Here is a 25,076-nt window from a genome sequence, read left to right on the forward strand (position 1 = left end):
GTGATTAAAAACGCCAGCGGCGCTGCATCACCAGAAACGCAAACGACGCAGACCAGGTGATGAGTATCAAACCATTCAGCGCTTGCACCCCGGCAATTAAACGCAGGGTACCCACCGGGAACAGATCCCCCAGCCCCAGAGAGGTATAGCAAGCGGCAGAAAAATACAGGTGGTCAAGAAAGCTGCCGTTCACCGCCCCACCAATACCCATGGCGGTGTCTCCCACATCCAGCAGCAGGTACACCCAGGCATAGAGGCTGATTTCCACCATATGGGCGGCGAACATGGCGATAACGACCACCAGGATTTCACCCCGGAAATTCGGCCAGCGCTTGAGCAAGCGGGACAGGCCCGCCAGCGTCCAGTAATGCAACGTCACCGTGGTCAGCACCATGGCCAGGCTGACCACGGAGGCATACACCACTTCGTACATGACCGCGCCTTCTGCCATGACAGGCTAGCGCAACGAGGCCATGACAGGCGCCGTGTCCGGACGCCAGCCACGCCAGATTTCATAAGCTTCGGCGGCCTGCTCGACCAGCATGCCCAAGCCATCCGCGGTGGCGCTGGCACCCTGCTGTTCTGCCCAGCGCAAAAACGGTGTCGGTTCATTGCCGTAAACCATGTCGTAGGCCACGGCCCCCTCTGCCAGCAAACCATCCGGCAGCGCCGGCATTTCGCCCTGCAAACCGGCAGAGATGGCGTTGATCACCAGATCGAACTGCCCCATGAGATTATCCAGGCCACCCCCCAACACCGGAGGGCCTTCGCCTTTCATTACGTTGGCGGCCAGCGTTTCCGCTTTCTCTTTGGTTCGGTTGGCAATGCGCAACAAGGTGGGCTCTTCCGCCAGCAACGGGCCCAGCACACCGCGTACCGCGCCGCCTGCGCCCAGGATCAGCACCCGTTTCTTGCGGATGCTCCAGCCCTGATTATCGCGGATATCTTTCACCAGCCCGGCGCCATCGGTGTTATCGCCGTGCAGCTGCTCGCCATCCCACCACAGGGTATTCACCGCACCGGCCTGGTCGGCCCGCTCGGTGATGGCATCGCACAATGCAAAGGCCTGCTCCTTGAAGGGCACCGTGACATTGGCGCCCAACCCGCCAGCCTCACGGAAGGACTGCACAGCGCCGGCGAAATCATCCAACGGCGCTTCACGCTTTTCATACTGCACAGCGTCGCCACGCTGAGCGGCAAACGCGTGGTGAATATCCGGCGAGCGGGAATGACTCACTGGATTGCCAAAAACACAATACAACCCAGCTTCTAGCGCGGCTTTCTCAGCAGTCATACCCACTCCCGGTGAATCAGAAATTTCTGGTAAAGCTCAATCTCGGCACTGTCCGGTTCGGGGTGGTAATCGTAGTCCCAACGCACCAGCGGCGGCAGCGACATCAGGATGGACTCGGTACGGCCGCCGGATTGCAGACCAAAAATCGTGCCGCGATCGTAAACCAGATTGAACTCCACATAACGGCCGCGACGGTACAGCTGGAACTGACGCTCGCGCTCACCATAATCATGGTCTTTACGGCGCGCCAGAATCGGCTGATAGGCGGGCACATAAGCATCGCCCACACTGCGCATCAGGGCAAAGCTGGTGTCGAAATCAAAGCGGTTCAGATCGTCAAAGAACAACCCGCCGACACCACGGGGCTCATCCCGGTGCTTGAGGTAAAAGTAGTCATCACACCAGGTTTTGAATTCCGGGTAGATCTCGTTACCGAACGGTTCACAGGCGTCGCGGGCCGTCTGGTGCCAATGCACCACGTCTTCTTCAAACCCATAGTAGGGTGTCAGATCGAACCCGCCGCCAAACCACCACACCGGGTCTTCACCGTCTTTTTCCGCCACAAAAAAACGCACGTTGGCGTGGCTGGTCGGCGCATAGGGGTTTTTCGGGTGGATCACCAGCGACACGCCCATGGCCTGGAAACTGCGCCCGGCCAATTCGGGACGGGCCGCCGTGGCGGATGGCGGCAACTGATCGCCAAACACATGGGAAAAGTTCACCCCGCCTTTTTCGATCACCGCGCCATTTTCCAGCACCCGGCTACGGCCGCCGCCGCCCTGTTCGCGCTCCCAGCTGTCTTCACGGAAGGTGGCGGAGCCATCTTCGGCGCCCAGTGCGTCACAGATACGGTCCTGCAGATCCAGCAGGTAGTCTTTCACCGCCTGCAGTGAAACCTCTGACATGGTACTTTCCCCGGATGCGGTCGGTGTGTTCACGGGCGCAAAATGCGCCCGCTTTCCAGATCAATAATGGTAGAGGGTTTGCTCGCCCGGTCACAGGCGCCGCTGACAATAAAGTCGAGTTGGTCACCCAGCTGCCGGGCCACCTGATAGCGATTGCAGGCAGCCGGACGGCCGCTGATGTTGGCACTGGTGGAAATGATCGGTTGCCCGGCCAGGTTGCACAGCTGGCGAGCCAGCGGATGGTCCGGCACGCGCACCGCCACCTTGCGGTGCTGCCCGCGCACCCAGGCAGGCAGATGCTCATTGGCCTCAACCAGATAGGTCACCGGCGCCGGCCATTGCTGCTGCAATCGGGCCGCCTGCTGGTCGTTCAGGCGCAGATACGGCGCCAGCTGCGCCAGGGTTTCACCAATCAGAATCAGCCCTTTGCTCACCGGCCGTTGTTTGATGGCCAGCAACTGCATCACCGCGTCCTGGTTGAACGGGTCGCAGCCAAGGCCGTAGACAGACTCCGTGGGGTAGGCGATCACGCCGCCCGCCTGAATAATCTGTGCCGCGCTGAGCAGATGCTGGTCCATGACGAAGCCCTGAAAGCAAAAGCGGCAAATTACCCTGCACGGGCCGGCGACTCAAGTCTGCCGATCAGCAGACGGCTCAGGCCTCGCTGGTCTGGCGTTTCAGATAGCCGCCCGCCACCCGCTCCACCCAACCCTCCAGCTCCAGATCCGCCAGCTGCCCGGCCAGCTCCGGCATGGGCATTCCGGTGCGCTGCTGCAACGCATCCAGCGAGTTCAGTCCACTGGTCAGGTGGGCAAGCAAGGCCGGAGGGTCGCAACGAATGCCGCTGGCTTCCACGCTACGCTGGAAATCCCCAAAGGCCTGGAAAATATCGTCCACGGATTCCAGCCAGCTGGCGCCATCGCGCAACAACTGGTGGCAACCCTTGCTAAGCGGATTGTGGATACTGCCCGGAATCGCAAACACCTCACGGCTCTGGGACAGCGCCGTGCGCGCCGTGATCAACGAGCCACTCTTGATGGCCGCCTCCACCACGATGGTGGCCAGACTGAGCCCACTGATAATGCGATTACGCATGGGAAATTGAGCAGGCAGCGGGCGCGACCCCGGCGCGAATTCCGACACCAGCGCCCCGCCGGCTTCCACAATCTGGCTGGCCAGCAGGCCATGGCGCGGCGGGTAGATACAATCCGGACCACTCCCCATGACCGCTACCGTGCGCCCGGCACTCACCGCACCGCGGTGAGCGGCTGCATCAATGCCCAGCGCCAGGCCACTGACAATCACAAAGCCGCTACCGGCCAGCTGGCGGGCAAAGCGGCGGCTGTTGTCGAGGCCGTCCGCAGAGGCATTGCGCGCGCCCACCATGGCTAGCGAAGGCGCATTCAATGCCTCCACGCTACCGCGCACGGCAATCACGCCGGGTGGGTCGTTGATCTGTGCCAGCAGCGGCGGGTAATCCGCATCCCCCAGCGCAATCCAGCGCCAGCCCTGTTCACGCAGTTGCTCGAAGTACACGGGCAGCTTGCCGGTATTGTCCAGCAGCCGGGCACGCTCTTTCAGGCCGGCCGGTAGCAGGGGAAGAAAATCCGATACCGGTGCAGACGCAATCCGGTGTTGTTGCAGGGCGCGGCCAAGAGCCGCTGACGACGGGGAAAACAACGCCTGCAATAGCAGGCGTTTAAATTGTCCGTCCATTCGCCCACCTCCTTGTGTGCGTTGACGGTTTTGTTGGGCGCCTAAGCGCCGGCAGTGAGCGCTACCGCAGAGAAATCAGTAGCTGCCCGCCGGGCTTTCGGCGATGTCGTTCATATAGATAGGCCGCATGGACTCCATGATCAAGCCGTAGCTGACTTTGTCGAAGACCCGGAAGATCACCATGGAACCGGTTTTCTCACGGGGCAGCTGGACCATGTCACCCTGCTGACGATCGCGGACCACTTCGCCCTGGCCATAGATATCCAGCACGTTGCCTTCTTTCAGGCCGTCACGCAGTCCCTTGTTGATCACGACCACGTCGTTACGGGCCACACTGTTAAGGCGGTCGAAGAAGCGAATCACTTTCGCCTCAATCTTGGTGTCCGGTGCCGATGGATACAACACGGCACGCACGCGGCGATCTTCGGTGGAGAACAGGCGATCATCAATACGCAGGTCTTCACTGGAGTCGGTGACCCGCAGGGTAATCATGTCGTCATCGTGGCTGGCCACCCGGCCCAGGCCGATCTGGCGGGCTTCGTAACCCAGCACTTCATTGGTATCCGGGTCCACATATTGCTCGCCGGTGCGGTAGAAACCGTAGCCCTGATCCAGATCTTCCCATTGGGTCACGGTATCGCGGGCGTAAACGGTATCGCCTTCACCGAAGATCACACGGCGATCGCGGCCACCCACCAGGTAGGGGGCTTCGACGATTTCCTTGCGGTCTACCACCAGCCCTTCCTTCAGGTAAGACTGGATTGCACTGGCAGGAATGGCCGGAATCGCTTCGTCATTGGCAATTTCACGCACCCGCGGGGTGAGTTTCACTGTACCATTGGACATCACGGTCTCTTCCACGCCCCGTTTTACCGACAGGCGCGGCTCACCGTTAACGTAGGAAAGCCGGATTTCGTCGCCGGGGTAAATCAAGTGAGGGTTACTGATTTCCTCATTGATCTGCCAGATTTCCGGCCATTGCCACGGCTCTTGCAGAAAACGGCCGCTGATATCCCAAAGGGTATCGCCGTTTTTCACGAAATACTTGCTGGGGTGCCCGTCTTTGAGCACCACCGCTGCGGAGGCCATACCGGACACCGCCAGCACCAGGCCAAAGGTCAAGGCGCGCTGGACCGATTTCATCATCATCGGATTCCTTTTATCATTATTGGACTCATCCCCGAGAGCGGCCGCGATCCCTTATTGTAGACGCGGTTCCTTTTGGATATTAGCAATGCGATCATATATTTAGCAACCGAAATTCGAGTACTACCGCAACTTCCGAGAAGGTACATGGCTAAACTGGAAATACTGGAATTCCCTGATCCCCGACTACGCACAGTAGCAAAGCCGGTGGAAAAGGTAGATGACGAGCTTCGCAAACTGATCGACGACATGATCGAAACCATGTACGACGCCTCCGGCATCGGCCTGGCGGCCACCCAGGTGAACGTGCACCAGCGCCTGCTGGTGATGGATCTGTCCGAAGAGCGCAACGAGCCCAAGGTGTACATCAACCCGCAGATCACGCCACTCACCGATGAGCTGGCACCCTACGAAGAAGGCTGCCTATCGGTGCCCGGGTTCTATGAGAAGGTGAAACGCGCGGCCCGAGTGCGGATTAATGCCCTGGACCGGGACGGCAACGCCTTCGAAGTAGAAGCGGACGAACTGCTCGCCACCTGCATCCAGCACGAGATCGATCACCTGGACGGCAAACTGTTCGTGGACTACGTCTCCCGACTGAAGCGTGACCGCATCAAAAAGAAGCTGGAAAAGATCCACCGCCAGCAGGCTTAAGAGAGAGGCAAGTTGAAAGTTCAAAGTTGAAAAGCGCGAAACGGCTTTCAGAATAGCGAATCGCCATGCCCGCGATTCCAGCCCTGCGGCGCGGCCGTGGCGTTAGACGTGTGGCTTTCTCGAGGGTTCGCGTTTGAACTTTCAACTTTTCACTTTCAACTCACCTCTCTGCTCCACCACTTACCGACCCAGAGGCCGCTCATTGAAACCCTTACGCCTTGCCTTCGCCGGCACCCCGGACTTCGCCGCCGCCAGCCTGCAGGCCGTGCTGGATAGCGATCATCAGGTCGTGGCTGTGCTCACCCAGCCGGATCGCGCCGCCGGGCGCGGCAAGAAAGTGCAGCAAAGCCCGGTCAAACAGCTGGCGGCAAGCCAGGATATTGCGGTGCTGCAGCCGGAAAACCTGAAGGGTGAAGACATCCGCCAGCAGCTACGGGACCTGGATCTGGATGCCTTGGTGGTAGTGGCCTATGGGCTGATCATTCCCCAGGCGGTGCTGGACATCCCCCGCTTGAGCTGCCTGAACGTGCACGGCTCGCTGCTGCCGCGCTGGCGTGGGGCCGCCCCTATTCAACGGGCCATCACCACCGGCGACACGGAAACCGGCAACACCATCATGCAAATGGAAGCCGGGCTCGATACCGGCCCCATGCTGCTCAGCGAAGCCCTGCCCATCGGCGAGAGTGAAACCGGCGGCGAACTGCACGACCGGCTGGCCACCCAGGGCGCCCGCCTGCTGGTGACCGTGCTGAACGATCTGGAGCACCACCTGGCCAACGCCACCCCACAGCCGGACGAAGGCGTCACCTACGCCCACAAGCTCAGCAAGGCCGAAGCGCGGCTGGATTTTCGTTTGCCCACCCGCGCCCTCTATAACCGCATTCGCGCCTTCAATCCTTTCCCGGTGAGCTGGGTGCCCCTGAACGGCCAGCCCATGCGCATCTGGCAGGCCAGCGAAAGCCCGCAACCGGGGCAGGACAACGACGAGCCCGGCCATATTCTGGCCGTGGACGACCAGGGCATCCATGTGGCCACCGGCGATGGCGCCCTGATCCTCGAAGAGCTGCAACTGCCCGGCAAACGGCGCATGGCGGTGTCCGACCTGCTGCGCGGCAACCCGGCCCTGTTTACCGTTGGCGAACCGCTGGGCGATGCCATTGTCGATGCGTCTGGTGATCAATGTGGCGACGCCTGACCCGCGCCTAAGCGCCGTGCGCGCCCTCAACCGGGTGCTCCCCGGCAAGGGCGACGGCGAAAGCCTGCGCGAGGTGCTGCGCGACTTTCCCCTGCAAGGCAGCGACGGCGGCCAGATGCGCGATATCTGCTTCGGCGTGTGCCGTCACCTGCGCCCTCTCAACCACTGGCTCAACCAGCAACTCTCCAAGCCCCTCAAGGCCAGCGCCCAGCCGGTCCGGCTGGCACTGCTGGCCGGCCTCTATGAACTGTGGTTCAGCGACCGCCCGGCCCACGCCATCGTCAATGCCTACCCGCAACTGTGCCGCAAGCTGAAAGCCCCCTGGGCCGCCGGCCTGAGCAATGCGGTGCTGCGCAAGGCCAGCCAGATTACCCTTGAAGAGGCTGTGGCCGACGCCCCCGCCAATATCCAGCTGAGCCTGCCAGACTGGCTGTTTAAACGCTGGCAAAAAGATTGGCCCGACGACGCCGACGCCATGGCCCGCGCCAACCTGCAAACGCCACCGTTCACCCTGCGGGTGAATCGTCAGCAGCAACAACGAGCCGATGCCCTCACCGCCCTGGGTGAGGGCGCCCGTGCCGGTAGCGTTGCTCCTTACAGCATTTACCTGCAACCGGCCCGGCCGGTATTTCAGCTCCCCGGTTTTGAGCAAGGTGCCCTGTCCGTACAGGACGAAGCCGCCCAACTGCCCGCCGAATTACTGCAGGCCCCGGCCAACGGTCGCATCCTCGATGCCTGCGCCGCCCCCGGCGGCAAAACCGGACAACTGCGCGAGAAATTCCCCGCCGCAGACCTCACCGCCCTGGAGCTGGAAGGCAAACGGCTGGCCCGGATTCGCGAGAACCTGGCACGGCTGGGCACCGACGTCACCCTTCTGCAAGGCGACGCCAGCGACCCGCACTCCTGGTGGGACGGCACCCCCTTCGATGCCATCCTGCTGGACGCCCCCTGCTCCGCCACCGGCATCCTGCGCCGCCAGCCGGATGTGAAATGGCACCGCAAGGCCTCGGACATCGCCGCACTGGTTGATTTACAAGCGCGCATGCTGGATGCACTATGGCCGCTGCTCAATCCCGGCGGCATGCTGGTGTATGCCACCTGTTCGGTGCTGCGCGACGAGAACGACCATCAGGTTCGTGACTTCCTGCAACGCCAGCCACAGGCCCGGGATGTGACGCCACGGCCGGAAGGGGCCACAATGGTGGACGCAGGGTGGCAGCTGTTCCCGGAACAACACGGTCCGGACGGTTTCTACCTGGCTTGCCTGCGTAAAGAATCGGGGGCCCGACTCAGTTCATGAAAATCATTATTCTCGGTGCCGGCCAGGTGGGTGGCACTCTGGCCGAAAACCTGGCCAATGAACGCAACGACATCACGGTCATCGATACCGATGATGAACGCCTGCGCGAGCTGGGTGACCGCCTGGATATCGGCACCGTGCGCGGCATGGGCTGCTACCCGGCAGTACTCAAGGAAGCCGGCGCCGAAGACGCGGACATGCTGATCGCAGTGACCAACTCTGACGAGGTCAATATGATCGCCTGTCAGGTGGCCTACTCCCTGTTCCGCACCCCCTCCAAGATCGCCCGCATTCGCACCGCCCACTACACCAGCCGCTCGGAAAAACTGTTCAACGAGAACGCCCTGCCCATTGATGTGATCATCAGCCCTGAACAGGTGGTGACCGACTACATCAAGCGCCTGATCGAACACCCGGGCGCACTGCAGGTAGTGAACTTCGCCGGTGGCCGGGTACAGCTGGTGGCAGTGCGCGCCTATTACGGTGGGCCGCTGGTGGGCAACGAGCTGCGCGAATTGCGCAAGCACATGCCCAACGTGGATACCCGCGTCGCAGCTATTTTCCGCCGCGGCCGGCCAATCATCCCGGAAGGCAACACCGTGATCGAAGCCGACGATGAGGTGTTCTTCATCGCCGCCAAAAACGATATCCGTGCGGTCATGAGCGAGCTGCGCCGCCTGGAGCATAACTACAAGCGCATCGTTATCGCCGGCGGCGGCAACATCGGTTACCGGCTGGCCAAGACCATTCAGCATCGCTACAACGTCAAAGTCCTGGAGCGCATGCCCAAACGGGCGGAATGGCTGGGCGAAAAACTGCACCAGACCGTAGTACTGCAAGGGCTGGCCACCGACCGGGACGAATTGCTCAAGGCCAACATCGAGAACACCGATGTGTTCTGCGCGCTCACCAACGATGACGAAGCCAACATCATGGCCTCCTTGCTGGCCAAACGGCTCGGTGCCCGCAAGGTGATGACGCTGATTTCCAACCCGGCCTACGTGGACCTGGTGCAGGGGCACGACATCGATATCGCCATTTCGCCCCAGCAATCCACCATCGGCAGCCTGCTCAGCCATGTGCGCCGGGGCGATGTGGTCAACGTCTATTCCCTGCGCCGCGGCGCGGCGGAAGCCATCGAGGCCATTGCCCACGGGGATGCCAAATCGTCCAAGGTAGTGGGCCGGGCCATCGACGAAATTGATCTGCCGGAAGGCACCACCATCGGCGCCATTGTGCGCGGCGAAAAAGTGCTGATTGCCCACGACCATGTGGTGATCGAACCGGACGACCACGTGATTTTGTTCCTGATCGACAAACGCCGTACCCGGGACGTGGAAAAACTGTTCCAGGTCGGCTTTACGTTTTTTTAGGAAACGCATGCACGCAGACACGCAATCACGCACCACGCAACAGGCAGCACACGACCATGCCGGGCTTCGGCGTGATACGTGGTGCGTGTCGGCCTGCCAGCGGGAACCCTCATGCACTTCGCGCTAATTTCGAAAATTCTCGGCCTGCTGCTGGTGGTCTTCAGCTTTACCATGATGCCGCCGGTAGCCGTGTCCTACTGGTATCAGGAAGGCAGCGAAACCCCGTTCCTGATCTCCTTTGTCATTACCCTGGCGCTGGGCTTAAGCCTGTGGCTGCCGTTTTTCCGCAACAAAACCGAACTGCAAACCCGCGACGGTTTTCTGGTCGTTACCCTGTTCTGGTCCGTGCTCGGCGTGATCGGCGCGCTGCCGCTAATTATCAGTGACGATGTTCCGGTGGGCTTCACCGATGCGGTATTCGAATCCGTTTCCGGGCTCACCACCACCGGCGCTACCATCCTGTCCGGCATCGATTTTCTGCCCAAATCGGTACTCTTCTACCGCCAGCAATTACAGTGGCTGGGTGGCATGGGTGTAGTAGTACTGGCCGTGGCCATTCTGCCCATGCTCGGCATCGGTGGCATGCAGCTCTACAAAGCTGAAATCCCCGGCCCCATGAAAGACGCCAAACTCACCCCACGCATCGCCGAAACGGCCAAAGCCCTGTGGTTTATCTACCTGTTTATTACCATTGCCTGTGCCCTGCTGTACTGGGCTTTCGGCATGAGCGTGTTCGACGCCATTTGTCACAGCTTCAGCACCGTGGCCACCGGCGGCTTTTCCACCCACGATGCCTCCATGGCCTACTGGGACAACCCACTGATCGACTGGACCGCCACCCTGTTCATTCTGATTGGCGGGCTCAACTTTGCCCTGCATTTTGCAGTGTGGCGCGGCCGCTCCCTGTTCGCCTACCTTCGTGATCCGGAGTTTCGCTTTTTTATCAGCCTGTTCCTGATCTACACCGCCATCATCACCGCCGGCCTGCTGTTCTTCCATTACGACTTCGAAGTGGACGATGCCCTCCGCCACTCCGCGTTCCAGGTGGCGTCTTTCAGCACCGGCACCGGGCTAACCAGCACCAATGCTGCTGCCTTCCCCGGCTTTATCCCCTATCTGCTGGTACTCACCAGCTTTATCGGCGGCTGCGCCGGTTCCACCGGCGGCGGCATGAAGGCCGTGCGCGCCGCCCTGGTGTTCCACCACAGCATTCGCGAACTGCGCCGTTTGATTTACCCCAACGGCGTATTCGCCCTGCGCTTTGGGCGCCAGTCCATTCCCGACCGGGTGCTACAGGCCGTTTGGGGGTTTGTCGGTGTTTACATCACCATTTCGGTGATCTTCACCCTGCTGTTCACCATGACCGGCATGGACCTGGCCACCGCCGTCAGCGCCGTCGCTGCCAGCCTTAACAACCTGGGGGTTGGGATCGGCCAGGTGGGCGGCGGCTTCGCCAACATCACCGACAGCGCCAAGTGGATGATGACCGTACTGATGGTCGCCGGCCGTCTGGAAATCTTTACGCTGCTGGTCCTGTTCACGCCGATGTTCTGGAAACAATGAAGTAAGGAAGTGACGCGAGGAGGGGAGAACCTGTCATGCCTTACCGCCTCGTGCTTCGCACGGTTCGCACCCTGAACGGTGCTCCTACAGCGACTTCGTTGAAAGCGTGCCAGCGACCATAAAAAAGCCCCGGCATTGCCGGGGCTTTCTTGTTCTAGCTGTTAACTCTTAATTATTAACTGTTAACTGCTCTTACGCGATATTGTTGACTCGCTTGCTGTCACGGAACAGCTGGTCCAGCTCGCCTTCGTAATAGGCTTCCACCCGCGGGTTCATCACTTTTTTCCACAGCGGCGGGATCATTGCCAACACATACATGGTGGCGTAACCCGCCGGTAGCTGGGGGCTTTCCTCGTAGTGACGCAGCACCTGATAACGACGCTTGGCGTAGGCGTGGTGATCACTGTGACGCTGCAGTTGGAACAGGGCCAGATTGGTCAGCAAGTAGTTGGAGTTCCAGCTGTGGGCCGGAGTCACCCGCTCGAAACGCCCTTTCTCATTCACACGACGGTGCAGGCCGTAGTGCTCAATGTAGTTGATGATTTCCAGTGCCAGCGCCGCAAAGAAGCTCTGCCCCAGGAAGAACACCACACCCATCCAGCCCCACAGCAAACCAAAGGTCACCGCGAACAAGGCAGAAATGCTGTACCACCAGATCAGCTCGTTGTAGATGCTGATATTTTTCTTGCCCTTACGCTCCAGGTATTTCTTTTCCAGGCTCCAGGCATTGATGAAGTTATGCACGAACGCCTTGGGAAGGAAGTTGTACAGGCTCTGGTTGTAACGGCTTGAAGAGGCGTCATCCGGAGTAGACACGTGCACATGGTGACCGCGTACGTGCTCCACCTTGAAACCCGCATAAGTCACTGTAGACAGCAGCAAACCGCCCATCCAGTTTTCTACTTTGGGATCCTTGTGGATCAGCTCATGGCCCAGGTTAATGGCGATAATGCCACCCACCGTGCCGATGGACACGATCCAGCCAATCTTGCCCAACAACCCATAGTCATTGGTCATGAAGATATGGCCGGCGTAGAACAGCACCGCAATCCACACAAAGCCCATGGCAATAGCCGACACCCGGTAAAAGCGCTCTTCACTCATGGTGGGCACCTGGACATCTTCGCTGGGGTTGGTCGGGTCTTTACCGATTAGGTAATCCAGTACCGGGATCACGCCGAAAATAAACACGTACATAAACCAGGCCCAATAATCCTGGGTCCCGCTTTCCACACCCACATAGGCAGAAAAAGGCACCAATGGAACCATAATGGCCCAGAAACTCAGGTAGCCGTATTTTTTCATTTTTAGCATTACATCGGCATTCATATTCTCGAACATGGCTCACACCTCGCTAGTTCAAGCCAAACAGTAACAGTCATCAATGTGAAGGTCACATTATCCATGATTTCCTGAATTGTCAAACAACTCAATTAATGACATATTTATCCCGATCGCGGATAATAGCCGCACGCCACACTCGCCTTACCAAGGACTCCAGCATGTCGCTACAAGCGGTCAGCCTCAGCGAGCAAATCGCCCGACACCTGGGTGAGCAAATCATTACCGGTGAGCTCGCCCCCGGCAGTCGCCTGCCGGAAAACGAACTGGCCAAACAGCTTGATGTAAGCACTAACTCACTCCGTGAGGCCTTCAGGCTGCTGGAAAAGCAGCACATGATCGAACTTCAGCCGCGCAAGGGCGCTCGCGTCTGCGAGGTCACCGATGAGCAGGTTCGCGACCTGTATGAGTTCCTGTTCATGCTGCTATCACGGCTGGCCGGGCTGGCCGCTGCCCGCTGGCAACCCGGTGAAATTGAGGACCTGGTGGAGATGCTGCCCCAGCTGGAACAGCACTTTGTGAATGACGACCTACGCGCCGCGCACCAGCTGGCCTTCCGGTTTGTGGAAATCGCCACCGTGCGTTTCGCCCACAACCGCTACCTGGCCACCGATATTCAGGACCTGATCCCCCTGCTCAAGCGCTATTCGTTTATCGCCCTGCAGGAAGACACCTCGGAATTCGACGTCTCGCTACAGATCTTCAAGCGCCTGCTGGTCAACGTTGTCGGCCGCAATGTGGCCGACGCAGAAGCGGATATCCGCGAATACGGCGACAACCAGTGCCAGATCGTCCTGCGCGCCATCGCCAAACGCAGCGCGGCGTAAGAAGGCAATGAAGAGTTAATAATGAATAATTAATAACGCGCGAAGCTGGTGTCTCTGTTTTTCCAATGCATGAGGCCGCGTCTACGGGGAAGACGCGGCCTCATGTGTTTGCTCTTAGTGCTCACGTCAGGTCGCGAACTATTAATTATTCATTATTAACTATTAATTGCCTCCCCACACAATCCCCATAAAGCGCCCTTATCCCCTTGCCATGCTGGCCCTCATCACAAGGAGGCCACCATGAAACTGACGCTTTTCTTCTCACTACTGCTACTGACGTTCACCGCCCAGGCAAACGGACAACGCTGGCAGGGCGAGGCTGCCACCGGCGCCTTGCTGCTGGTCGATGGCCAGGGGCAGATTCAGCCCGCCACCCTGCTGGACACCGACGCCCGCATTACCGTCAGCGGCCCGGTGGCAAAGGTCACGCTGACCCAGCGTTTTCACAATCCCAGCCAGCAGTTTCGCGAAGGGCGCTACCTGTTTCCGCTGCCGGAAAACGCCGCCGTGGACGGCATGGTGCTGACCATCGGAGACAGGCGCATCGTCGGCCGCATCGACAGGAAGGCCGAAGCAGAAAAGACCTACCGACAGGCCCGCGCCAGTGGCAAGAAGGCCAGCCTAGTCAGCCAGCAACGCCCCAACCTGTTTACCACCGCCGTGGCCAACATCGCCCCCGGCGAAACGGTGCAAGTGGAGCTGCATTACCAGCAGACCCTGAATGTGGATGGCCACCGCTTCCAACTGCGCCTGCCCCTCACCCTGACGCCGCGCTTCACTCCGCCCACGGAGGCACCCCACACACTGGATTCCCTGCTACGCAACACCGTAGCGGCCCCCGGCGGTACCGCCGATGCCGGCACCGCGTCCGTCCATATCGATCTGGACGCCGGTGCGCGGCTGGCCACGCTGGGCAGCCCCAGCCACGCCATCCACTACCAGCGGCACGGGCGGCGCTACACCATCACCCCAAAAGCCGGCGCCATCGCCATGGATCGGGATCTTCTGCTCAACTGGGAACTGGAAGACACCGGCGAACCACTGGTTACCCGCTTTCACGAAGAAATCGACGGCGAGCACTATGCCCTGCTGATGGTGGTTCCGCCGAAAACCGGCCAGGTGACAGCGCTGCCGCGGGAAACCTTGTTCATCATCGACAGCTCTGGCTCCATGGGCGGCGCGCCCATGCGCCAGGCCAAGGCCAGCCTGCACTTGGCCCTGCAGCGCCTGAAGCCCGGCGATCGTTTCAACATCACCGACTTCGACAGCCAGCACACCCTGCTGTTTGAAACGCCGGTCACGGTCAGCGATAACAGCCGCCAACAAGCGCAAGATTTCGTGGATGGCCTGCAAGCCAGCGGCGGCACTCACATGCTACCCGCCCTCAGCGCCACCCTGAGTCAGCCCGCCAGCGACGGCTACCTGCGCCAGGTGATCTTTATCACCGACGGTGCCGTGGGTAACGAAAGCGGCATCTTCCGCGCCCTCCACCAGCAACTCGGCGAAGCCCGTCTGTTCACCGTGGGCATCGGCTCCGCCCCCAACAGCCATTTCATGACCCGCGCCGCCCAGTTCGGGCGCGGCAGCTTTACCTACATCAACGACCAGAACCAGGTACAACAAGGCATGGACACCCTGTTTCGCCGCCTGGAATCGCCGCTGATGCGCAACCTGCAGGTGCAACTCCCGGACGGCATCGTCGCCGAGCGTTGGCCGCAAAAGCTGCCGGACCTGTATGCCGGTGAGCCCCTGCTGGTAGCCATGAAGCTGTCCGCGCCGCCGCAACAGATTACCGTCAGCGGCTACAGCACCCAACACTGGCAACAACCGGTCACCCTGCCCACCAACAACAATCACCCTGGTACCGCCAGCCTGTGGGCCCGGCGCAAGATCGCTGACCTGATGGACCGCATCACCCTGGGTGCTGCGGAAACGGATATCGCCCCGCTGATCACCGACGTGGCCCTGCGCCATCAACTGGTCAGCCGCTACACCAGCTTTATCGCCGTGGAAGAAACAGTCTCCCGGCCCGCCAATGAACCCCTGCTGCACGACACCGTTCGCAACCAGGCACCGCACGGTACGCAACACACTGCGGCTTGGCCGGGCACCGCCACGCCGGCACCGCTGTTGTGGCGGCTGGCTGGCGTGCTGCTGATGGTCTGCCTGCTGCTCTGGCTTCGTCAGCGGAGGCTGAACCATGGCGCGGCTTGAACGCGGGGTGCTGACACTCAGTCTGGCGGGGCTTCTGGGGCTCGCAGGCTGGGCCAGCTGGCTGGACGGCAAGGCCTGGCTGGCCCAGCACCTGATTGCCCACGCCTGGCAAACCACCCTGGACCAGGGCGCACCCCAGCGCCCCTGGCCCTGGGCAGACACCTGGCCGCTGGCGCGCCTCACCACTCCCGCCGGGGAAACCCTCTATGTGCTGGAAAGCACCAGCGGTGAAGCCCTGGCTTTCGGGCCCGGCCGACTGGCCGGCGGCATCGGCAGCGACCAGGCCCTCACCCTGGCCGGCCACCGCGACACCCACTTCGCCTTTCTGCAAACCCTGAACCCTGGCCAGCCCTTCGCCGTGCAATTGGCCGACGGTTCACAGCAGCATTTTCAGATCAGCAGACAGCAGGTCATCAATAGCCAACAGCATCCCTTACACATCCCCCGGGACGACCAACAGCTGATACTGATCACCTGCTACCCCTTCGGTGCCCTCACTCCCGGCGGCCCCCTGCGCTACGTGGTCACCGCCACATCGGCACCCACCAGCAACGCGGCAAATAACCATGCTGAACAATAAACAGACCAGGAAAAGGCAGAAAGGGAAAATGAGAAGGAGAAAGGAACAGGCCGAATGGCCAGCAAGGAAGGTATCGGTCAGGCGCGAGGCGCAAACATGATGATGGCCATCCCCAACAATGCCACACCGGAACCCAGCAAATCCCAGGCTGTCGGGCGAATACCGTCCACCGCCCACAACCAGAAAATCGCCATAAAAATATAAACGCCCCCGTAGGCGGCATACACCCGGCCCGCAGCAGTGGGGTGCAAGGAAAGCAACCAGGCAAACAGCGCCAGACTTAGCGCGGCTGGCACCAGCAACCAGATCGACTTGCCTTCACGCAACCACAGGTACGGCAAGTAACAGCCCACGATCTCCGCCAGCGCCGTAATCACAAACAACGCAAACGTCTTTATTTCCGTCACAGTTCAGCCCTTTTTCTGCTCATCCATTCACTCCGGGGCATAGGCCAGGTCATGACGCATTCCGGCAAACAGCCAGCGTCGCCTGCGCAAGGTAATCACAGAACGCAGCCACATCCGGATTACTAAACTGGCTGGAAATGAACTCGCCCGGAATCAGCCCTTCATCCCAGCGCGTCGTCACCAACAGAGGATTTCCCCCATCATCACCCGGGAAAATCTCCACCACCGCATGAGTCTGGTGAATATAGATATCACGGAGATCTTTGCGGCAGCGAAAATCCTCCGTATCAGAAGCCGACCTGCACTGGTAGCCCGCGTCAGTGAAAAACGCATTAGCACTGGAAAACAGTGCCGCACGGTTAAACGGATCCGCTGACAACGGCTCCAGTGTCCTGGTGACATCACCGGCCACATTGGTGCAGCCGGAAACGAGCAATGTGGCCAGCAGTAATAGTCCATTCGATATTTTCATTTGCATTGAAGCCTTATCTCAGCCAAGAAAAGGGGCGCAAAGCGCCCCTTCGCTCTATTGTACGTTGCACTTACTTTCAACGTGCTTCTTGAAATTCTTCAAAATGCCTAACCAGCCTTGCCTCTGCTGCTCGGCGGAGTTTTCGTCCTCAGCGACAAACGTTTCAACAACCTTAATGCCGTTTTCGACTTCCATGAAGCGAATCTCAACCTCACGATCATCCCCAAGCCGGTAACGAATCAATTTGAATGGCGATATCTCAGTAAACTCTCCCTCAAAGTCGAAACCTGCAGAAGCATCCTTGGCTTCCATCCGATAATTAAATTTACCGCCAACCTGAAAGTCCAGCTCTGCGCGAGGGCAACACCACTCATCAACAGCAAAATTCCATTGAACAATATCTTCTGGCGCTACCCAGGCATCCCAAACCACGCCCAAGGGCGCCTTCACTTCCATTTCTATAACAATCTTCATACTGATTCCTCATCGAGGTTATTCATTCATCAAAAGAGGCCGGTGGTTATGCCTCAATAGATTGTCGAATAGGAAGAAAGGAAATAGACAACACTGTGTGTATTATTTCGATGGGGAGGAAGTAATAACGCCGCGGACACGCGCTTGTCGCGTGATCCGCCTGGGCTAAGCCGCCGGGACGGAGCGCTGCGGAGTACCGGTCGGCTTGAGCCCCTTGTCACATGACAATGTCCGGGTCATACCAGACATCCTCATGATCTCCTGCCACCAAGAACCTAAAACCCGGCGGTAGTGCCAGATAGCGCTCTATTTCTGGCAGATATTCTCGGATGTGAGAAACATGGAGTGGCTTGAAGAAATCGGATTCTTCAGACATGCCTTCACCACACCAGATATACCATCCACAGGTGCCATTTTCAGGTTTGTTCCTGAGACCGTTAATTGGGAGTTTACCAATGGTCTCCCGCGCGATCCCAAGCTTTTCTTCACCATCGCAGGGCAAAGGTTCTGCGCTGAATCTCTTACAAACTTCTGTTTGACTCGGCATAGACTTCCCTATCTCGTGTCACGCCTTGTTATGCATTTTCGAGCCTTGAAATCAGCTTGTTTTGTACCGCGCGCCACGTGCCATTCTCTCCGCCTTCCTCCCAGAGCTCCTGCAGTTCAGAGCCAGCCAGGATTTTCTTGACCGCCGCTAGCGCCTTCATGGCGTGAGTTACGTCTATTTGAGGCCTCTTTCCAAACAGAACGCCCTGCTTCTTTTCGAGCCAAACCCCAAGCTCTTTGGGGATGAAGGATGTGTCACCTGACACTGATGCAGCGATAACTTCCGCAGCGGCAAGAGCCTCAGCACAATCGGGAGACTCCAAATACGCCTCTTCACTCAGCACTCGATTTATTGGGTACATTAGCACATCCAAACCTTTGGACTTCTCGAGCTCAAAAACCCAATCACCAGCATCGTCATTCCCGAAATTATCTTCACTCCACGCACCCACTAAATCTCTCCTTTGTGTGCACAACGCCTTGCGCAGCCGCAGCGCGAACATTGAGGGTCAGGTCTTGTTAGATTTCTTCAATTTGAAAAATGGAAGGCAGGAGCCTCCTTGCTGTGACAATCACCGTAGTATTGAATATCGACGCCACCACCATTTGGAAGTTGTGTCATTACAACGGCAAGGCCCGATTTCTTATCGGTGCGCTCCGATAGTGGATCATTAAATAGCCAAACCTCATAAAACGTAGGAACCTCGTGCTTCACTATACGCGTTTCAGCCAATGCAGAAGATTGAAGATCACAATTCCTCATTATGGCACCAAATATGTCCTGCCTTACCTGAGGGGCCCGCTCAGATATGCTTTGCCCGGGAACCCCTGCCCACTCAACATTCGCTATTGATCCCCCGCTGTCAGATGGCGTCGACACATATCGCAAGGGTGAAAATTGATTTTCTAAAGCCTGGTTGGCCGATCGCAGAGCTGCGTCACTAGCTGGATTTCCAGCGCAACCGGAAAAAATCATGGAAGAAAGTATTATTGTTAATAAATATCTGTTCATACAATAACTCATCTTTAATTTGAACGTAGGACTATCGGAGCTAGACTTTGTCTTTTTCCATTGAAGCATGGGAAAAATCCTGACCCCTAAACCTTGACCCGTAGAGGTGATTTGCGGGCTTACTTGGCATTGATTAATTTCACCGTAGGGGGCCTTTCAGAAACTATATCTATAACTTGGTTTAAACAATAAAATCCGTAGTGTACAAAGGGGCCAGGGTATTCTTTTGTGGCGACCGTGCCTTGGCCAATATAGTTTAAAAACGCTGACTTCGAATAAATTCGTGCAGACCCGCCTTCGAACACTTCCTCTATACCTCCAGCATAACTTTCATCCGTTACTGCATAGGCTATGTAGTTATCGAATACAATTTCATAGCGGGCACTGCTTTCGGTTACCTCTATGGAATTGCTCTCGTTCAACATCTCACGTAGCGCATCATTGGGCTCTTCTTCTGGTGACATGTCCGAATAAGTATTAGATACTCCAGCCTCAGCTATTACGATCCTTAAGCAATCCTTATGGGTTTCTTGTATCTCAACCATATCGAGATACTTGTGCTGGTTCATGACACTAAACATAGATGAGACATCTCACTCCTGCCATAACGGGGCAGTTTGCAGAACACATGGCCGTCGCCTCTACTAATGACCCAAATACGGCAATACAACAAACGGAAGAAAAACACCAAACACCATGGCCAATCCCGTTTTCTTTATGATCCCCTTCGGCCAATCGACAATCAAAAAAACAACCCACAGCCAGGCAACTGAAGCAGATAAAAGTCCTTCTGCTTTATAAATTCCAGAGACATACATACCGTAGAAGACAATCAAAGGCGTCAATTTCAGCATACGTAGAAGCTGACGCCCTTCTTCGGCACTCTCTTTTTTGATGGACTCCAGGTGCGTTTGTCTTCGCTTTTCCAAGCAGACTCTCCGGTTTTTAACTCTCGAACGCCCGGCACAGCGGGTAAATTGGAGCGACGGAGGAGCAGAAATTTGGTCCGACTGCCGCCGCTTGTTATAAATTACACTGCCAAGCCTCATTCTCGATAAGATATATGAGGATCTGCATGTTGTACCACTCGGCATATTCAGTTGCTATTGCCTGTAGCCGCGCATGCTCGTAACTAGGAATAGCGTCAGAAGTTCCTTCAATTGGAACTACAATCTTATTTCGTCCTTCGGAACCCAAAATGCAATCGTTAGGGGCCCCCGGTACATATAACGAGTATCCGTAAACTCCTTTGAACCGAAAATCTTCACGCTCAATCGCGTTCTGCGAATCTGCCACAGGATCCGCCTCATCAACCCACTCTAAGGACTTTAATGTTTCCTCAAGGTGCGGGGCATTCTGCGAGAAATCGCAGCCAGTGATAAGCAAAATGGATAGAGGAAGAAGTGTTTTCATAGAAATTTATAACGCCCCAAGTAGGGGCATATTTTGCGTTTTGAGCGCAGCGAAGCAAAATATGCCCCACTGCCTTGGATTGTTAGTTTTTAAACGCTACTGCTTGCTCTTCCAGCTCTCATCGACTTTTAGCCAAAATGCTGGTGTTAATGAATGTGAGGTTTTAAAACTCACAAGCTTCCCTTCATACTCACCAAGCACTTTGCCTTCGACGGTTTCAATAATGGCTGATAAGGAATCACTTGGCACGGGTATCGTGTCTAGATCCGTACAAGCTTCAGCAAACCACCCGGGATAATACTTACTTGCGGGTCCACCCATGCCATAAGTGTTTGGCAGATCAATGCTCTCAAGGTACTCCCACCAGCTTATCGCTTCGATGATGAATCCGCTTTCTAAAAGCGCGTTTGCAAATGGTAGGTAGTTTGCCCGCGATACAATAATATCAATATATCCATCGCCGACTGGCTGAGCTTTGTACTCTTCAAGCAGCGCATCTAGCTTTATTTTGTCTTGATTAGGCACGACCCCTTCCTTCAAAACTAACGCCGCGCTCTGCCGCTTGTCGGCAGCAGCGCCTTGTTATGCGAAGTTATACAGTCACCATCCACCATGAATATGCTGACTGCTTTACAAACCTCAGCAGATAGAGTTTTCCCGAGCTTTTCACTTTCAGTTCGTATTCATCCAAATCAGGAAGCGCCACCCACCGATAATCTCCTTTTTCAATACTGACACCACTATTTATCCCGCAGCTATCGGAGGGGTATTTACTTTCACAAATCTGAAGTTTTGCCTCAATCAGCACCCCATCTTCTTCATTCAAGTTAGTAATTTTTATCCATCTAGCTGAATTTACATTACCCTCAACACCAGCATTACCTTCACCACCAATAACAGGAAATAAAGGAACAACAAGACCGAAAGCAACACTCTTCGAATAAAATGATTTTGCGCAAATAGAGACATGAATTCCTTCATCTTTAAATGAAGCTTTGTTCTCGTCACCAAACCTAGCCCATTCAACAGAGGCATCATAACCGCAAGAGGAATCAAAATAATCAGTTCCTCCATCTGACACCATCATGTAGTTTCTTTTTGATAAATTCACACAACCGGATAACATCACGGCAATGAGCAGCGTCAGTATAATATGATTCATCCCTTGCTCCGCATAACGCCCGCCATCATGCGCTTGTCGCATGCATGACATTGTTAAGTGCTTTATATGCCATAGTGATACTCTCGATGGCAGTTTGGGCATAAAGCAATTGCATTCAGAACTGTATCTTCACCACCTTTCGCCAACTGAATTTTATGGTGAACCTCAAGATATGGAGAATTGTCCTTTGCTCTAATGAATGGTGCAGGCTTTTTACAGCCTTCACATACACCCTTTGCGCGCGCTAAAACAGCAGCAACAACATCTGGATTACGAACATACACTTTTATTGTTACAGAAATGGATTCTGGTTTTTTTGGCGCCACTTCCAAGCGCTTATCTCTAGTTTCTTTATTCAGCGACAATGATTCATAAACTTGTTTTTGAAAGTCTTTATTAATAACCTCCAAGCTATTATCAACAAAAAATTCATTCTCAAGCTTCTTTATAATGGCTTGGATTTTATACTGTTTAGACTTTCCTTTTTTTATGTAATATTCCAAATGTTTCTTGACAGCAGAAATGGCGCACTGAAACCTTGGAAAACCAAAATCCGAACGAATATTTCTCAGGTAATATTCTGTCGCATATGCATTAATTGTTCTTTGATACTCTTTGCCATCCATCATGCATAAAAATGTGTGGACATAGCCATAAGCCGAGCTTTCATTCCACCCATATTTAGAGACCAAGTGATTTGCTGCTGCTTCAGACGTAATGGCTTTCCCGTATTCCCTTTTGGCTACTGCATAAGCGGCTTCAACCTGTACTTGTGTGATAGCCATCCCACCCCCTTTCACTTAACGCCCGCCATCATGCGCTTGTCGCATGCATGGCATTGTTATGTGTTTATTTTTCGGCTTTTTTGACTTCATATTGATCGGCGCCATGATTCCCCAGATTCGGTGCACTATTTCTTGGCTTAAAAATTGGTGCCGCCGGATGCTTCGGGTAGTAAAGGTTGATAGTAAACCGCTCGGCATACTCACAAGAACGAAGATCAACCAATGTTCCGGCCTCAATAGTGACTCCTTTAGCCACCACATCTTCTACCAGCTCAGCAACAAAAGGCTTAGAACACAATAGGTCCATGCCTGGAGAATTTGCCCACCAACCTACTGCCGCCCCCACAATTAGGCTCAGGGAAACGGTCAAAGAAACCAGAAACACTCTCCTCAATCTTCACACCCCCCGCAACACATAACGCCAAGCTAAGCGGCGCAGCTTTGCTGCGTCCATGCTTGAGCGCCTTGTTAGGGCTTTATGCCAGTTTGAATACGACATTGCCCGATTTAAACTGTTTTAGCTTAACGGCGGACTCGTTGAGCAGCGCCTCGGCGCCAGCTGCCAACCAAAAGCTCTTAACGGCTTCAACCGTGTAGTTTTCCTATTTCTCGTTATAGCAAACCAGCGTGTTGATACTACGTTTTTTAAGCCAATTTCTTAAATTTTTGTACAGCTCTTCAACAGCCTTGTGTGAGGAGAAGTTGTAGACACCTTCTCGATCAGTTGAAGCAATTGCTATCCGGCCAGACGTAAGAACTCCCTCTTCTAAGATGCTTCGTTCATATTGAATGAAACCATCACCGAATAGAATCTCATCGAAGCTCTTCCCCTGCTTGATACTTACCCCATCGATGGTAAGCAGGTGGCCATCAAAGGCTGCATGATCATCTTGACTCATGAAATATTGAAACTCGCTCCGCATCCTGATTCCTTTGTAGCCCTAACGCCCGGCGCAGCGGGCTGATCTGCTACCACTTTCGTGGACACTTTTAGACACACGCCCGCACATAGCTTGCCGGACTTTGATACCCAATCCCAGAGTGAAGCCGTTCCCGATTATAGAACTCGATAAACTCAACAATCCCGGCAACCGCTTCAATATCATTTTCAAACTTACGCAAATGAACCAATTCCGTCTTTAGCGTATGGAAGAACGACTCCACCATCGCATTATCCAGGGGCGTTGCCTTTCGGCTCATGCTCCTGCGCAATCCCGCAGCAGCCACCAGATCTCGATATTCATGAGCGGCATATTCAATTCCCTGATCCGAGTGAAACACACAACCCAAGCGAGGCTGCTCACGTGACAGCGCCATTCGTAACGCACTCTTGGTCAGCTCACTGTTTCGCTTACGGCTGAATGACCAACCCACAACCCTGCGGCTATATAGATCCACGACTACCGCGTGATAAAGCCAACCCGAGCCCGTTCGGATATAGGTAAAGTCTCCGGCCCAGTGCTTGCCCTCACTGTCAGCAGATTCCTCCGCCCCCAGCACATTCCCTGCTGAACTGTAGAACTCATGCCTTCCGGGATTCCAGACGTACAATCCTTTGCTGGAAGCATGAATTCCGGCTTCTTTCATCAACCGCGATACCCGACGGACACTGCAGGTGAAGCCATTTTTGCGGAGTTGCTGGTGAAGTCGTCTAGCGCCATAGGCTCGCCGAAATCCCTGATGCAGCTCGACCATGGCCTCTTTCAGCCTTCCGTCATACTGACTTCGCTCACTCTCAGACCGTGAACGCCAGGCATAATAGCCACTCCTCGACACGCCAAGAAGCTGACATAAACGACGCACATTCCGACCTTGGCGGTTCTTCTCAACCAGCTCATAGAGCCTTACTTTTTCCGCTGGAAGAACCGCTCGGCCTTTTTTAGTAAATCGATCTCATCGTTTCGGTTTTCAAGCTCTCGCTCGAGCTTTTTGATGCGCTTTTCAGCTGCCGCGAGCTTCTCCTCTGCTTCCTTCGCAGGATCCGCTCTGCTGGCACGACGTTTCGGGGGTGGCGATGACGATTTCATGTGCTTGTTCTCCCTGAGCTCCCCTCGCCGGTGCTCCATCTGCCAGCGATAAAGCATGACCGGGTGGATACCCAGAGACTCTGCCACATCCTTGGACCTAACGTCAGGGTGATTAGCTAATTTAACGGCTTGGAGTTTATAAGCCAGGGTATAACGGTCGTAATTTCTCTTTCTTGTGTGTCCCACACTACACCTCTCTTATGAACAGAAAACTCTGTCCACAAAAGTGGTTACAGATCAGGCAAATTGGAGCGAGGAACGAGCGGAAATTTGATCCGCCTGCCGCCGCTTGTTATGTGCCCTACACGAATAGATCACCGTAGCCCCAAATAACCGTACCCGATATTGCCAGGACGACGCCTAAGTACTGTGCTACACGATACGGAAACTTATATCTTTGACTGAGCTCGGTCTGCGAACTCACGACGATCCCAGAGAGATTGATATGCTCATTAACCTTTGAAAGGTTGTACTCTGCCCAAACTCCAAAGAGCACACTTAATGCACCACTACGCTGAAACCAAATATCTGCAGCCTCTGACTCTGGACGCAGAAAAGAGTAATACGCTGCAACCGGCGCAAGAACACCCAGCACTATGAGAGGCACACAACTAAGCAGAGCTTTTAAAACCTCGTTTTCTTCCTCTTCCATCACCCCTCCTTAGGAAAC

General features: G+C 56.0%; 32 protein-coding genes. 8 read left to right on the top strand and 24 right to left on the bottom strand.

Features of this window, described 5'->3' with window-relative positions:
- Window positions 1-4: 4 nt before the first annotated feature.
- The 6 genes from ADG881_RS09840 to ADG881_RS09865 all read right to left on the bottom strand — a co-directional run bounded on the left by ADG881_RS09840 (window position 5) and on the right by ADG881_RS09865 (window position 5,061).
- Entirely contained in the window at window positions 5-433 is a 429-nt protein-coding gene (locus ADG881_RS09840) for an ion channel (RefSeq protein WP_039926553.1), read from the bottom strand.
- A 24-nt stretch (window positions 434-457) separates the two neighbouring features.
- A complete protein-coding gene (gene aroE, locus ADG881_RS09845) occupies window positions 458-1,294 on the bottom strand; it encodes a shikimate dehydrogenase (RefSeq protein ID WP_007149320.1) in 837 nt (278 codons plus the stop codon).
- Entirely contained in the window at window positions 1,291-2,199 is a 909-nt protein-coding gene (gene hemF, locus ADG881_RS09850; RefSeq protein ID WP_007150863.1) for an oxygen-dependent coproporphyrinogen oxidase, read from the bottom strand. Before hemF ends, aroE begins: the two co-directional genes overlap by 4 nt.
- Before the next feature lie 29 nt (window positions 2,200-2,228).
- Window positions 2,229-2,777 (bottom strand): L-threonylcarbamoyladenylate synthase, encoded by a 549-nt coding sequence (locus ADG881_RS09855; protein WP_007149295.1) that lies wholly within the window; start codon window positions 2,775-2,777, stop codon window positions 2,229-2,231.
- Window positions 2,778-2,853: 76 nt separating this feature from the next.
- Window positions 2,854-3,915 (bottom strand): DNA-processing protein DprA, encoded by a 1,062-nt coding sequence (gene dprA / locus ADG881_RS09860; protein ID WP_007149770.1) that lies wholly within the window; start codon window positions 3,913-3,915, stop codon window positions 2,854-2,856.
- 75 nt (window positions 3,916-3,990) lie between these two features.
- Entirely contained in the window at window positions 3,991-5,061 is a 1,071-nt protein-coding gene (locus ADG881_RS09865; protein WP_230457663.1) for a LysM peptidoglycan-binding domain-containing protein, read from the bottom strand.
- A gap of 147 nt (window positions 5,062-5,208) precedes the next feature.
- Between ADG881_RS09865 and def the strand changes: the two genes are divergently transcribed.
- The 5 genes from def to ADG881_RS09890 all read left to right on the top strand — a co-directional run bounded on the left by def (window position 5,209) and on the right by ADG881_RS09890 (window position 11,146).
- Window positions 5,209-5,715 (top strand): peptide deformylase, encoded by a 507-nt coding sequence (gene def / locus ADG881_RS09870; RefSeq protein WP_007150787.1) that lies wholly within the window; start codon window positions 5,209-5,211, stop codon window positions 5,713-5,715.
- A 202-nt stretch (window positions 5,716-5,917) separates the two neighbouring features.
- Window positions 5,918-6,910, top strand: coding sequence for a methionyl-tRNA formyltransferase (gene fmt, locus ADG881_RS09875; protein ID WP_007150759.1), 993 nt, complete (start codon window positions 5,918-5,920; stop codon window positions 6,908-6,910).
- Window positions 6,879-8,210 (top strand): 16S rRNA (cytosine(967)-C(5))-methyltransferase RsmB, encoded by a 1,332-nt coding sequence (rsmB, locus tag ADG881_RS09880; protein ID WP_232211760.1) that lies wholly within the window; start codon window positions 6,879-6,881, stop codon window positions 8,208-8,210. The genes fmt and rsmB overlap by 32 nt, the downstream gene beginning before the upstream one ends.
- Entirely contained in the window at window positions 8,207-9,583 is a 1,377-nt protein-coding gene (gene trkA / locus ADG881_RS09885) for a Trk system potassium transporter TrkA (protein WP_007151073.1), read from the top strand. The genes rsmB and trkA overlap by 4 nt, the downstream gene beginning before the upstream one ends.
- Window positions 9,584-9,694: 111 nt before the next feature.
- Window positions 9,695-11,146, top strand: coding sequence for a TrkH family potassium uptake protein (locus tag ADG881_RS09890; RefSeq protein ID WP_007150777.1), 1,452 nt, complete (start codon window positions 9,695-9,697; stop codon window positions 11,144-11,146).
- Between the two features lie 192 nt (window positions 11,147-11,338).
- On the opposite strand, the gene ADG881_RS09895 is transcribed toward ADG881_RS09890, so the two are convergent.
- Entirely contained in the window at window positions 11,339-12,487 is a 1,149-nt protein-coding gene (locus ADG881_RS09895) for an alkane 1-monooxygenase (protein ID WP_007149975.1), read from the bottom strand.
- A 161-nt stretch (window positions 12,488-12,648) separates the two neighbouring features.
- Between ADG881_RS09895 and ADG881_RS09900 the strand changes: the two genes are divergently transcribed.
- From ADG881_RS09900 to ADG881_RS09910, 3 genes are all read left to right on the top strand, one after another.
- Window positions 12,649-13,314, top strand: a complete 666-nt coding sequence (locus ADG881_RS09900) for a GntR family transcriptional regulator (protein ID WP_007150803.1) — start codon at window positions 12,649-12,651, stop codon at window positions 13,312-13,314.
- A gap of 240 nt (window positions 13,315-13,554) precedes the next feature.
- Window positions 13,555-15,528, top strand: a complete 1,974-nt coding sequence (locus ADG881_RS09905) for a marine proteobacterial sortase target protein (protein WP_007149605.1) — start codon at window positions 13,555-13,557, stop codon at window positions 15,526-15,528.
- Complete coding sequence (locus ADG881_RS09910) at window positions 15,515-16,108, top strand: class GN sortase (RefSeq protein ID WP_007150887.1); 594 nt, start codon at window positions 15,515-15,517, stop codon at window positions 16,106-16,108. The genes ADG881_RS09905 and ADG881_RS09910 overlap by 14 nt, the downstream gene beginning before the upstream one ends.
- Window positions 16,109-16,185: 77 nt before the next feature.
- On the opposite strand, the gene ADG881_RS09915 is transcribed toward ADG881_RS09910, so the two are convergent.
- From ADG881_RS09915 to ADG881_RS09990, 17 genes are all read right to left on the bottom strand, one after another.
- Window positions 16,186-16,515 carry a YnfA family protein gene (locus tag ADG881_RS09915; protein WP_007148406.1) on the bottom strand — a complete coding sequence of 110 codons (330 nt, stop codon included), beginning with the start codon at window positions 16,513-16,515 and terminating at the stop codon, window positions 16,186-16,188.
- 49 nt (window positions 16,516-16,564) lie between these two features.
- Window positions 16,565-16,993 carry a hypothetical protein gene (locus tag ADG881_RS09920; protein WP_007149374.1) on the bottom strand — a complete coding sequence of 143 codons (429 nt, stop codon included), beginning with the start codon at window positions 16,991-16,993 and terminating at the stop codon, window positions 16,565-16,567.
- A 48-nt stretch (window positions 16,994-17,041) separates the two neighbouring features.
- Window positions 17,042-17,461 carry an SRPBCC family protein gene (locus ADG881_RS09925; protein ID WP_007149497.1) on the bottom strand — a complete coding sequence of 140 codons (420 nt, stop codon included), beginning with the start codon at window positions 17,459-17,461 and terminating at the stop codon, window positions 17,042-17,044.
- A 217-nt stretch (window positions 17,462-17,678) separates the two neighbouring features.
- Window positions 17,679-18,008, bottom strand: coding sequence for a hypothetical protein (locus ADG881_RS09930; RefSeq protein ID WP_050760142.1), 330 nt, complete (start codon window positions 18,006-18,008; stop codon window positions 17,679-17,681).
- 28 nt (window positions 18,009-18,036) lie between these two features.
- Window positions 18,037-18,459: a DUF4259 domain-containing protein gene (locus tag ADG881_RS09935; RefSeq protein WP_039926554.1), complete on the bottom strand. Its 423-nt coding sequence runs from the start codon at window positions 18,457-18,459 to the stop codon at window positions 18,037-18,039.
- A gap of 77 nt (window positions 18,460-18,536) precedes the next feature.
- Window positions 18,537-19,019: a hypothetical protein gene (locus ADG881_RS17560; RefSeq protein ID WP_156790383.1), complete on the bottom strand. Its 483-nt coding sequence runs from the start codon at window positions 19,017-19,019 to the stop codon at window positions 18,537-18,539.
- A 119-nt stretch (window positions 19,020-19,138) separates the two neighbouring features.
- Window positions 19,139-19,564, bottom strand: coding sequence for a hypothetical protein (locus ADG881_RS17240; protein WP_156790384.1), 426 nt, complete (start codon window positions 19,562-19,564; stop codon window positions 19,139-19,141).
- 99 nt (window positions 19,565-19,663) lie between these two features.
- Complete coding sequence (locus ADG881_RS09945) at window positions 19,664-19,948, bottom strand: hypothetical protein (RefSeq protein WP_039926555.1); 285 nt, start codon at window positions 19,946-19,948, stop codon at window positions 19,664-19,666.
- A 94-nt stretch (window positions 19,949-20,042) separates the two neighbouring features.
- Window positions 20,043-20,432, bottom strand: coding sequence for a hypothetical protein (locus tag ADG881_RS17680; protein ID WP_039926556.1), 390 nt, complete (start codon window positions 20,430-20,432; stop codon window positions 20,043-20,045).
- Between the two features lie 96 nt (window positions 20,433-20,528).
- The gene (locus ADG881_RS09955) at window positions 20,529-20,957 is read right to left on the bottom strand and encodes a hypothetical protein (RefSeq protein ID WP_039926557.1); all 429 of its coding nucleotides are present in this window, start codon (window positions 20,955-20,957) and stop codon (window positions 20,529-20,531) included.
- A gap of 67 nt (window positions 20,958-21,024) precedes the next feature.
- Window positions 21,025-21,594, bottom strand: a complete 570-nt coding sequence (locus tag ADG881_RS17565) for a hypothetical protein (protein ID WP_007148362.1) — start codon at window positions 21,592-21,594, stop codon at window positions 21,025-21,027.
- Window positions 21,595-21,656: 62 nt separating this feature from the next.
- Entirely contained in the window at window positions 21,657-22,379 is a 723-nt protein-coding gene (locus ADG881_RS17840; protein ID WP_050760144.1) for an HNH endonuclease, read from the bottom strand.
- Window positions 22,380-22,443: 64 nt separating this feature from the next.
- On the bottom strand, window positions 22,444-22,764 hold the full coding sequence (locus ADG881_RS17570) for a hypothetical protein (protein WP_156790385.1): 321 nt from the start codon (window positions 22,762-22,764) through the stop codon (window positions 22,444-22,446).
- Between the two features lie 217 nt (window positions 22,765-22,981).
- Window positions 22,982-23,302 (bottom strand): hypothetical protein, encoded by a 321-nt coding sequence (locus ADG881_RS09975; protein WP_039926564.1) that lies wholly within the window; start codon window positions 23,300-23,302, stop codon window positions 22,982-22,984.
- A 67-nt stretch (window positions 23,303-23,369) separates the two neighbouring features.
- Window positions 23,370-24,212, bottom strand: coding sequence for an IS3 family transposase (locus ADG881_RS09980; protein ID WP_232211761.1), 843 nt, complete (start codon window positions 24,210-24,212; stop codon window positions 23,370-23,372).
- Window positions 24,213-24,223: 11 nt separating this feature from the next.
- The gene (locus ADG881_RS09985; RefSeq protein WP_232211718.1) at window positions 24,224-24,592 is read right to left on the bottom strand and encodes a transposase; all 369 of its coding nucleotides are present in this window, start codon (window positions 24,590-24,592) and stop codon (window positions 24,224-24,226) included.
- A gap of 115 nt (window positions 24,593-24,707) precedes the next feature.
- The gene (locus ADG881_RS09990; protein ID WP_039926567.1) at window positions 24,708-25,058 is read right to left on the bottom strand and encodes a hypothetical protein; all 351 of its coding nucleotides are present in this window, start codon (window positions 25,056-25,058) and stop codon (window positions 24,708-24,710) included.
- Between the last annotated feature and the right edge of the window lie 18 nt (window positions 25,059-25,076).

Source organism: Alcanivorax sp. DG881 (assembly GCF_000155615.1).
Classification (GTDB): Bacteria; Pseudomonadota; Gammaproteobacteria; order Pseudomonadales; family Alcanivoracaceae; genus Alcanivorax.